The following is a 9,158-nucleotide window of genomic DNA, read 5'->3' as shown; positions in this document are numbered from 1 at the left end:
CTCAACGTCGCGCAGGCTTAGGTTGAACCGGTAGTAGCTCCAGACCGCGTAGGCGATCACCGACCGGGGGAAGCGATACCCCTTCAATCGCAACATAGAGGTCAAATCCATCATGCCAAAGGGCTACGGGCACCGGGAGGTATCGTCAACCTGACAATGCCATCTCAATGGAACCTGGGCTTCACTGGACGGCCATATCGTCGCGGGGCTGGGTGGCATTTATCGCGCCCAAGTTTGGTATCCCAAATTCGGGGGCACCGACGATGATCCACCCAAATTCCGCACCCGGCGCGACATGATCAAGGTCACCGCCCGGGCGGATCGGCTCAAAGGTGGGCTACCGCGCTCTGCACGGGCGACGATCTTTCCGGAGGATCACCAGGCGCTACGGTCTATTCGGGCCGACATCCTGGTTTGCCATGAAGCGCCGACATCGGATCGGCATGGGTTTGCCGCGATCGACGCACTCGCCCATGAGATGGGCGTCAGCCTCGTGGTGCATGGGCATCATCACCGGAGTTACAAAGGTCACACCGCCAATGGCATTCCCGTCAGGGGGCTGGGTATCGCCGAGCCGTGGTTGTGGCGGGGCACCCGATAAGGGATGGAGCGGAAAACCGCCTGAAAGGTCTCGTCCGGCGTGGCTTTCAGAACCGAGGACCGGTATCGGTCGTTGGCGTGCCTTCGCAGACGGATGATGCCTGGAGCTGGTGGTGGTCTGGTGGCGCGTGGAATGTGGTTGCCTGGTTCTGAGGTTGGAGTTCGGTATTAATTTCTTTGCACCACAACCAGCCGCGCGAGAGACCTGCGAGGCTAACCTAGCCTTGGAATATTTAGCCAAGTTCTGCGCGGAACTTGGATTGCAGACCCTTAACGGCACCATCACTTGACATCTAATACCAATTATCCAACATATGTTGAATGATTGATGATCAGAACGCATCCGTTGCCTTTGAAGCTCTCGGCCATCCTGTCCGACTCCGCCTACTCCGCCTCCTTATTCCAAACGGCGCAATCGGCATGACAGCGGGCGACATCGCTACCCATCTCGACATTCCAGCTACCGCAATGTCGTTTCACCTCAACCGAATGAAACAGACTGGCCTGATCCACGCGAGACGCGAAGGGCGGCATTTGTTCTACGCTGCCAACTATGCGGCAATTACAGCAATCACCGAATTCCTCACTGACGATTGCTGCGGCTTAGCACCTAGCGGGTGTCTGCCCGGATGCAGTGGCAACCGCAGACCTTCCAGATCTCCGGTTGCTGAGCGTTCGCAGTCAATAACCCACGTGAAAATCAAATCATGATTCACAGGAATCCAATGACACAAAAAGCATGGGGTAAAGCCATCGGTCTTGGGTTGATCAATGGCATTTTGCTCGCCGTCATCATGGTCACGCTCAAAACGTCGGGATTGTCGCCGATGCCTGCACCGCTCGGCTTGGCTTTCGCTAATACGATATTCGGACGTCACTTGCCGCTGCCGATCGGGCTTCTTTTCCATCTTGACTACGTCACCTTCTGGTCGGTTGTCTTCGTGGCGCTGTTCCGGCCGCACCTCACCTTTGCCAGGGCGGCAATGCTGGCAGCCGGTTTGTGGATCTTCGCGTTGATCGTCTTCGTTCCGATCGTCGGCTGGGGCATGCTCGGGCTCAAGGTCGGGCCGCAGATCATTTTTGGCCTCTTCATCACGCATTCTTTGTTCTGCATATTTGTCTGGGGACTTTGCCGGGTCTTTTTTCCGCAAACGGGACATCACGCAGCGGGCATTTCAGGACAAACCTGAAGTAATAAAATCATTTTGTTCAAACAACGCAAAGGTTTTTCCATGATTTCCCGAATTTCACGCGACACACTCCACCGGATGATGGAACAAGGCGAGGATTTCATCCTGATCGACACTCTGCCGGCAACGATCTTCCGCAAATCCCATTTACCGGGTGCGATCAACATCGTTTCCGACGACATCGTTACCGCCGCTCCTCGGCAAATTTCCGATCAAGAGGCAACAATCGTTGTGTATTGCGCGAACGGGCCATGCAGGCGCTCTGATCTTGCAGCAGAACGCTTGATCAAACTGGGTTATCGTAACGTGCTCGATTACCACGAAGGCAAGGCTGACTGGATTGAAGCCGGATTGCCAGTCGAGACTGCATGAGAATGCGCGATGTCCTCTACGAGCATGATAGTTTTCCCGATCTGTGCGTGGCTTCTCAATGAGCAAGCTTGTCATTTTTGGATTACTGACGCTCGCCGCATGTCTGGAAGTCGGTGGCGATGCGCTGGCTCGTTCCGGGCTGCACGGCCACGGCACAGCCCGATATCTCTTTCTCTTCGCAAGCGCGCTCACGCTATTGGTTTACGGGATCACCGTAAATCTCGGGCCATGGGATTTCGGTCGTGTTCTCGGCGTCTACGTCGCTCTTTTCTTCATTGTGGCACAGATCGTGGATCGCCTCGTCTACGGCATCACACCGTCCATTCCGATCATCGTCGGTGGTACGTTGATTGTATCAGGCGGTCTCGTGCTCGCTCTGTTTCGAGGATAGGGGCGTGGGATCAGATATGAATTTTACTGGTGGTTTCGAAAGAGTAGCGCTGCCGATCATTTGGTGATGACGGAGGGTCTCAAGCTTGCTGCCCAAACCTTCACTAAGGACGTCTCACAGCTTTCCTGCTGTGCAGGTTAAATCTTTTATCCCTCGAAAGGAGCTACATGATGAACGCATCCCTAATCCCAACCGGCTCAACCTCCCGCCGCCTCGCGCTGCTTGCCGCTTTAATGGCGCTGCCGACCTTTGCCTTCGCCTCCCCTTCGGGAGTCATGGGCCCGAAGAATGCACCAAGCCCCGGCAATCAGCCAGCGCCCGCCGCGTCATTCGTGAGCCATGGTAACACCATCTCGCTCGACACTTATAAAGGCCATCCGATCATGCTGTGGCAGGTTGCTACTTGGTGCGGCAGTTGTCGGGCCGGACTGCGCGTCTTTGCGCAGAAAAAGGCCATGATCGACAAAACCAATATCAGAGTGATTGTCCTTAGGGATTACAAAAATGGTGGCTATCCGGGTATCGGCATTACCAAATTCGCCACGCAGGCCGCGCCGAGCCTGATGCATGATCCACATTTTATTTTCGGTGATGACACCAAGGCGCTCTACACGCTCTACAACCCACATCATTATGTCGATGTCTACGACCTGATCAGCAAAGACAGGAAGATCAAAACTGTTTCCTCGACACCATCGGCAACGTTCGGAAAGATCAAGGCATTTATCGCTGCGGAGAACAAATCATGATGACCGCGACGATGCAAAATATCGCGCAGATGCCGATTGCGATCCGCATGGCATTCGCTGACCGGCGGGCGCTGCTATGGGGCGTAGCGACGTTCCTTATCGGGCTGATTTTCTATCTCCTGGTCCTGCCTGCCACGGATACTGGTGGTGCGATCGGCCTGGTGTCGCTCCAATTCCTCTCTGTCGGCGAGACGCTTTTGGCTCTGATCATGGCAGGTTTACTTGGGTTGACCACAGCACTCGGGATCTATGGGCTGCGGCAGGGAGGCAGCGCGACATCGGGTAAATCCATGCTGGGCGCGATCGTCGCTGTATTACCCACGCTGCTATGTTGCTCGCCGGTGCTGCCTTTGGCCGTTGCGGCCATTGCCTCGGTGTTGCCGGCAGCCGGCACACTTGGTCTGCCAATCCAGGGTTTTGTTGCCACCCATGAAACGTGGCTATACACCATTGCTATCATGCTGATGCTCTGGGGCCTCTACGGCAACGCCCGGCGCGCCCTGCACTGCGCCTGTTGATTTGCAGATCATCCAGAACGTGATCCCGCACGCCTGTATTGTCCGAGCATTGCAAGCGCCGGGGAGAGAATAAATCCTCGGCGCGCCTGAGCACACTGGTAAGTTGATTGACCAATTATAGCTCCTCTATAAGGCTGCAACGATCGCTTGCGTTAAGTCGCTGATTTTACCGGGACCAGTGCTCTGCAGCCTACAGTGCATCGATGCCGAAATCATCATTTGCCATCAGGCGGAAGTCCGCGTGACATCAGCGCCCGATGGCTTTGCTGTGCCGAACGCGCTCAACCATGAGAAGGGTGTCAGCCGCGTGGTGCGCCGACACCGTTACCGCAGCGTGAGAGGCTGACCACCCACGGGTATCCCCGCCCAGGGCCTCGGACTGCCGCGAAGTGGTTATGGAAGACCGCAGGCCGTGGACATCAGCTTCGCATCATCGTTTTAACCGTTACGGTTTGATGTACGCAAAACCATGCTGCTCAAGCTGCACAATGCGAATCACTCCGGCCGGCACAATAACCGGTTGCGGCAACAAGACCGGCATATGGCCCAATTTCCGCGCCATCGCTTCCATCGTATTATGGCAGGCATCGAATTCCACACCCTCTGCCGCCATCGATTCGATCCGCTTGGCCTCCGGGCTATGCGCCAGTAACATCTTCAAGCCCGGACCAAACCCCACCACGATGATCTGGATTTTATCGCTGCCCATATAATCGAGCATGTTTTGCACATTATTGAGCACTAAGCCCCAGCGCTGCGGATTATCCTGATCGACCTGGATCACCACATGCGCCTTCGCAAACGGGTGCGGCTGCAAATAGCTTGGCTGATCAAACTTAAAGGTCTTGAGCATCGATGGATTGGCGTGCGCCACTCCGACCCACCCAAATGCCAAGCAGGCCAGACCAAAACAGCGTATTTTTTTCATGTTTCACTCCCCTTTTATAGCTTGCCTGGAATATATCGAGATTTTTTCTTCGATGCAAAGCAACTCGGCACCCACGCAGATGACGATCGGACGAAATCATCCGCATTGCTATTCGTTTGGTAATTTCTGGATTGAAGTTATGCCGAACTCATAGAGAGGGATTTCAGTAGCCAACCCGTCGCTTCGCATTGCATATTCTGAACTTGGACGCCGTCGGCCTTGCGCTGACCACGCCGAACTTGCTCGGGATCTACCGGCTTTGGCAGGGCAGACAAGCAATGTCTCGCAAGAGACTTCTGGTCAAAATCGGAATTGTCTTCCCGCTCAGGGATATATGCGCCAATGCACGGTGAATGTTTCCCAAATTAGGGCGGGGCATAACCAGCGGCGCTACGGTAAGTTTTGGCTTCGCTGGACCTGACGATGTGAATGCTCCACCCTTGCGCTCCAGAGGCGCTCGGTCACGCGCTCATAGGCTTTGCGTGGCGTTCCCGCCCCAGTTCAATTCCCAAAAAATGAACCAATTCATAAAGTCACAACACATTCGCTTGACTTAATACTTCGACAGGAATATCCCTCGTTTCGGGAGCGTAAAATTTTTAACTTCGCTGCCAGCGTATCAACAACGAAAAATTGAGGGAAGTCCATGAAGCTCATGAAAACTATCGCCTTTGGAGTAGGCTTCGCAGCGCTAAGTGTTGCGGTGCCTTCGCTTGCGGCGTCGACGCCGGCTAACAAAATTACAATCACCGTCCCTGTCGTGCTAAAACATGCGGACGTTGTGTTCAACATGGATCATCTTGCATTCGCGGGTAAAATGCCGACTGGAATGCTTTATATGCATTTGCTGAGCCAGCGTATGAAACAAAATCACGTTCCCGGCCACATCGTTGGCGTGTTTCACAGCCTCGCGGCCTACATGTTGTTAAACAACAAGTCCTATGATGCATTTAAGCATGTGACGACCGGCAATCCTTATAGCGCGACAATTGCTAACTTACAGAAACAAGGTGTCGACATCGAAGAATGCGCCTATTCAATGGGCGTCCACCATTGGGGCAACGACAACTTACTCCCTGGCGTTCAAGTTACTACGGGTGCCGTCGGACGCATTGTCGAACTTACCCAACAAGGTTACGTCCAAATTCAACCTTGATTGCCCAACCATCCAATGATTCGATCTGTGCTGGGGATTTCCCGCTCAGCTCATGATAAATCCACGTCGATCCCAACCGGCTCCATTCCTTATATCGACCAAAAATCGGCGATGACCGGGCCCCACTTTATCAGCGGGGCCCGGATCTCTGCCGCGGCTAAGGCGATGGAAAAATTTGGTGCCAAATTCTATTTCCAGCGAGCTTACAGCTGCGGATATTGACGATTGCGTCATTTCAAGCGCTTCAGCGACCTGCGTGACGTATTCTCGCTCCGCGTTGGCCGCAAATATGGGCAACTGATCCAGCGTCGTGGCGACTGCTGGCGCACGATGCAAGGGAGCACCACCATCTCGGGATAAGGACGTATCATTCTTTTATACCGATCATAATCATCGTTTTCATATGCTATTACGATCTTTTCCTTTGGTCTACATCGAATTTGTTCCCGGACGACACATCCCGACCCCATGGTGGAGCCGAGGTTTCCCGGAGAGTAAGGAGAGAGCTCGATGAGCAAGTTTATTTTGACCGCCGCGTTGGTGACCGCCCTGGTCGGCTTCGCTGGCACTGCCCAAGCCGACATGGGTATCCCGAATATTCCGGCGCAACCGCTGACGACGCAGACGACCGTGGGTGTCGTGGGTGAGACAATGCCCGTTTTCAACGGAACCCCACGTCCAGTGGTTGCCGAAACGTTTACACAGGCAACCCTGGGCGAACGTGCACCGACCTTTGCCGCGCCTGCCGACAATGGCGCCAACGGCACCAACGGTGTCGCTTACGCACAGATCGGTCGCATCAACCGCGTCGCGCCAATGGCACTCGCGGATGGTGCCCGGCTTCAGCAACCGAACGGCTGAATGACGATGTTTGGGCGGCGCTATCGCGCCGCCCACAAAGTATACATCCGAGAAACTCGTCGTTTCGAGTGGCTTCTGCCAAATATAAAGAATCGTTGGTGAAGGACGCTGATTTCAGACAAATTGGCTTTTCACATTGCCTTGAATGACGGTTTGGATGAAGTCCCAGATAAGGGTGATCCAGGCGATCAGGAGGCGGAAGTTGTATCCGATTGCGGCGAGCAGGGCGTTGGTGGCGTCGCCGGTGCGGCCTTTGAGGTGGTTGCGGTCCATTCTGTGGCCTGATTTGAGATGGCCGATGACGGGCTTAACCACTGAGCGTCAGCGGAGCTCTCATTTGATCTTGTCGGTGACACCTCGCTTCTGGCCGGATACGAACGCGCGCTAGCCCTGGCCCTTGGGGCGTTATGGCCGCAGTATCGGGCATCGGCGATGCCGCGTTGCAGGTTGACGCCAATCTGCCGTGTGATCTCGGGCACCCTTTTCGCCAGCGTGTGGCCGTCATACGGGTTGCCCGGCGATGCGGGGATATGGGCCACGAACTGACCGCCATTGCAGCGATATATCGGGGTGGCGACCGAGACTCTGACGTCGAATTGATAAGGTTTGTGGGCCTTGCCTTGGGCGACAATATACGGGCTCCGCAGGCAGGATCACCAACTGCGAGATTGGTGTGTTTGCAGCCTATGTCCCGCACAAGGGCCACGCATTCATCGACCGGGCGCTGTATCTGCCAAAAGCTTGGACACCCGATCCGGCGCGCATGCAGGCGGGCCATGTGCCTGACACAATCATTTTCGTAACCAAGTCCGCACTGGCATCGGCGATGATCGGTCGGGCGATCAATGCCGAAGTCCAGGAGGTAGAGGCCCCTAGTCTTCAGTGCCCGTGATGAGGTTCATCATTCAGGAAGTCTATCAGTAGAGCGGCGGCTTCGGCAGGTTTTTCAAGAGTGGGGAGGTGGCCGCATTCGGGAATGGTGTGGAAGTGGGCGTGGGGCAGGTCGTCGGCAAGTTTGCGTCCGGTGCTGACGGGGACCAGGGCGTCGTCCTTGCCCCAGACAATCAGCGCTGGGATGTGGAGGGTGCCGAGGCGGAGCGTGGCGTCGGCGCGGGTTCCGAGGGCAGTTGCCTGGGCGGCGCCGGATTTGCCGCCGATGCGGTGCGCCATAGCTTTGAAGGTTGCGGCGGCTTTGGTGTGGTTCTGGTGCACGACGAGGCCAGCGAGCATGTCGATCACGGCGTCAGGCTGGTTGTTGAGGCCGTCGGCTAGGTCGGTGCCGCCGACTTTGGGGGCGCCAGGGTCGAAGTCCATCAGCCACATTCCAGTGACGCGGTCGGGGGCGGCGAAGGCGACTTCGAGGGCAAGGTTGGCGCCGTAGGAGGTGCCGACGACTATGAATTTTGGCGGTGCTTTGGCTAGGATGTCAGTCACGCTGTCGACGAGGTTCGGCTTAGGCGAGATCATGACATGAGCGTTGATGGCGTCGCCGGCGGTGGCGATGACGTCGCGATACAGCGCTTCATCGCAAAGCAAGGCGGGGATGAAGACGATTTCGGTGGGAGCTGGCTTTGGCACTTGCTGTTTCTCCTGGGGTGGCGGGTTCCGGGCTCGGCCATTGACGTGAATGGTTATCGCACTAATGACGTCTCGGGCAATAAAGCAAGGACAGGAGCGTGATATGGATAACGAACCGCGATTTGAGCTTTTTGCGTTCTGGCGCACATCGGCCACGTATCGGGTGCGGGTCGCGCTGAACCTGAAGGGCTTGCCGGTGACGGAGCGGTTTGTCGATATCGATGCCGGGGAGCACCGAGGTGCGGCGTTCCTGGCGATTAATCCGCTCGGGGCGCTCCCAGCGATGATCGATCGGGGCGAGGGTCAGAGCCGAGTGCCATTGACCCAATCGCTGGCGATTTTGGAGTTTCTGGAGGAGAGCTATCCGTCGCCTGCGCTGTTGCCGGTGGACCCACATGGGCGGGCGCGGGTGCGTTCGATTGCGGCGATGCTGGCGGCCGACACTCATCCGTTGATTACGCCGCGGGTGAAGAAATATCTGACCGGGACCGGCGGTTTCGACGATGCGGCGTGGCGGGCCTGGCAGGTGCATTGGTTCACTGTTGGGCTGCAGGCGGTCGAGGCGCGCCTGGCGCGCGAGGTGGAGACCGGGGTATTCTGCCATGGCGATGTGGTGAGTATTGCCGATATCTGCCTTGCGAGCATCCTCGTGGTGATGCGGATATTCAAGATCGAGGTTGCGGCGATCCCGACAATCGAGCGGATCATGCACGCGTGCGAGCAGCAGACGGCATTCGTGCAGGCCAACCCGCTCATCCAGCAAGGCGCCCCGGGGTAAGGGCGATTGTTTCCTCGATGGGTTAACCACGATTGAC

General features: G+C 56.2%; 13 protein-coding genes and 3 pseudogenes. 11 read left to right on the top strand and 5 right to left on the bottom strand.

What is annotated here, in order from left to right; genetic code table 11:
- A pseudogene (locus tag ACYUCQ_RS15845) lies at positions 1–114 on the bottom strand (IS6 family transposase); the annotation flags it as partial.
- A 181-nt stretch (positions 115–295) separates the two neighbouring features.
- Between ACYUCQ_RS15845 and ACYUCQ_RS15840 the strand changes: the two are divergent.
- The 7 genes from ACYUCQ_RS15840 (at position 296) to ACYUCQ_RS15810 (ending at position 3,820) form a co-directional block, all read left to right on the top strand.
- On the top strand, positions 296–601 hold the full coding sequence (locus ACYUCQ_RS15840) for a hypothetical protein (protein WP_460255523.1): 306 nt from the start codon (positions 296–298) through the stop codon (positions 599–601).
- Between the two features lie 320 nt (positions 602–921).
- Complete coding sequence (locus ACYUCQ_RS15835; RefSeq protein WP_460255522.1) at positions 922–1,311, top strand: ArsR/SmtB family transcription factor; 390 nt, start codon at positions 922–924, stop codon at positions 1,309–1,311.
- A 14-nt stretch (positions 1,312–1,325) separates the two neighbouring features.
- Positions 1,326–1,790 carry a hypothetical protein gene (locus ACYUCQ_RS15830; RefSeq protein WP_460255521.1) on the top strand — a complete coding sequence of 155 codons (465 nt, stop codon included), beginning with the start codon at positions 1,326–1,328 and terminating at the stop codon, positions 1,788–1,790.
- A 15-nt stretch (positions 1,791–1,805) separates the two neighbouring features.
- Positions 1,806–2,162, top strand: coding sequence for a rhodanese-like domain-containing protein (locus ACYUCQ_RS15825; RefSeq protein ID WP_460255520.1), 357 nt, complete (start codon positions 1,806–1,808; stop codon positions 2,160–2,162).
- A 58-nt stretch (positions 2,163–2,220) separates the two neighbouring features.
- Positions 2,221–2,553, top strand: coding sequence for a hypothetical protein (locus tag ACYUCQ_RS15820; protein WP_460255519.1), 333 nt, complete (start codon positions 2,221–2,223; stop codon positions 2,551–2,553).
- Positions 2,554–2,720: 167 nt separating this feature from the next.
- Positions 2,721–3,302: a thioredoxin domain-containing protein gene (locus ACYUCQ_RS15815; protein WP_460255518.1), complete on the top strand. Its 582-nt coding sequence runs from the start codon at positions 2,721–2,723 to the stop codon at positions 3,300–3,302.
- Between the two features lie 11 nt (positions 3,303–3,313).
- On the top strand, positions 3,314–3,820 hold the full coding sequence (locus ACYUCQ_RS15810; RefSeq protein WP_460255517.1) for a hypothetical protein: 507 nt from the start codon (positions 3,314–3,316) through the stop codon (positions 3,818–3,820).
- A gap of 445 nt (positions 3,821–4,265) precedes the next feature.
- On the opposite strand, the gene ACYUCQ_RS15805 is transcribed toward ACYUCQ_RS15810, so the two are convergent.
- On the bottom strand, positions 4,266–4,748 hold the full coding sequence (locus tag ACYUCQ_RS15805) for a DsrE family protein (RefSeq protein WP_460255516.1): 483 nt from the start codon (positions 4,746–4,748) through the stop codon (positions 4,266–4,268).
- A gap of 646 nt (positions 4,749–5,394) precedes the next feature.
- Between ACYUCQ_RS15805 and ACYUCQ_RS15800 the strand changes: the two genes are divergently transcribed.
- A complete protein-coding gene (locus tag ACYUCQ_RS15800) occupies positions 5,395–5,904 on the top strand; it encodes a DsrE family protein (protein ID WP_460255515.1) in 510 nt (169 codons plus the stop codon).
- A 45-nt stretch (positions 5,905–5,949) separates the two neighbouring features.
- On the opposite strand, the gene ACYUCQ_RS15795 is transcribed toward ACYUCQ_RS15800, so the two are convergent.
- Positions 5,950–6,201, bottom strand: coding sequence for a helix-turn-helix domain-containing protein (locus tag ACYUCQ_RS15795; RefSeq protein ID WP_460255524.1), 252 nt, complete (start codon positions 6,199–6,201; stop codon positions 5,950–5,952).
- A gap of 213 nt (positions 6,202–6,414) precedes the next feature.
- Here ACYUCQ_RS15795 and ACYUCQ_RS15790 point away from each other — a divergent pair, with 213 nt between their 5' ends.
- A complete protein-coding gene (locus ACYUCQ_RS15790) occupies positions 6,415–6,765 on the top strand; it encodes a hypothetical protein (RefSeq protein ID WP_460255514.1) in 351 nt (116 codons plus the stop codon).
- Between the two features lie 180 nt (positions 6,766–6,945).
- Here the strand turns inward: ACYUCQ_RS15790 and ACYUCQ_RS15785 are convergent.
- Positions 6,946–7,394 (bottom strand): annotated as a pseudogene (locus ACYUCQ_RS15785) (IS5/IS1182 family transposase); the annotation flags it as partial.
- Here ACYUCQ_RS15785 and ACYUCQ_RS15780 point away from each other — a divergent pair.
- Positions 7,385–7,621: pseudogene (locus ACYUCQ_RS15780) on the top strand (transposase); the annotation flags it as partial. The pseudogenes ACYUCQ_RS15785 and ACYUCQ_RS15780 overlap by 10 nt on opposite strands.
- Positions 7,622–7,644: 23 nt before the next feature.
- On the opposite strand, the gene ACYUCQ_RS15775 reads toward ACYUCQ_RS15780, so the two are convergent.
- Positions 7,645–8,343 (bottom strand): alpha/beta fold hydrolase, encoded by a 699-nt coding sequence (locus tag ACYUCQ_RS15775; RefSeq protein WP_460255513.1) that lies wholly within the window; start codon positions 8,341–8,343, stop codon positions 7,645–7,647.
- Between the two features lie 103 nt (positions 8,344–8,446).
- Here ACYUCQ_RS15775 and maiA point away from each other — a divergent pair, with 103 nt between their 5' ends.
- Positions 8,447–9,121 carry a maleylacetoacetate isomerase gene (gene maiA, locus ACYUCQ_RS15770; protein WP_460255512.1) on the top strand — a complete coding sequence of 225 codons (675 nt, stop codon included), beginning with the start codon at positions 8,447–8,449 and terminating at the stop codon, positions 9,119–9,121.
- The last annotated feature ends 37 nt before the right edge of the window (positions 9,122–9,158 follow it).

This window comes from Acidiphilium sp. MT5, from assembly GCF_054767495.1.
Note: the sequence above shows the minus strand (reverse complement) of the source record. Positions and strands in the feature narration are given on the sequence as shown.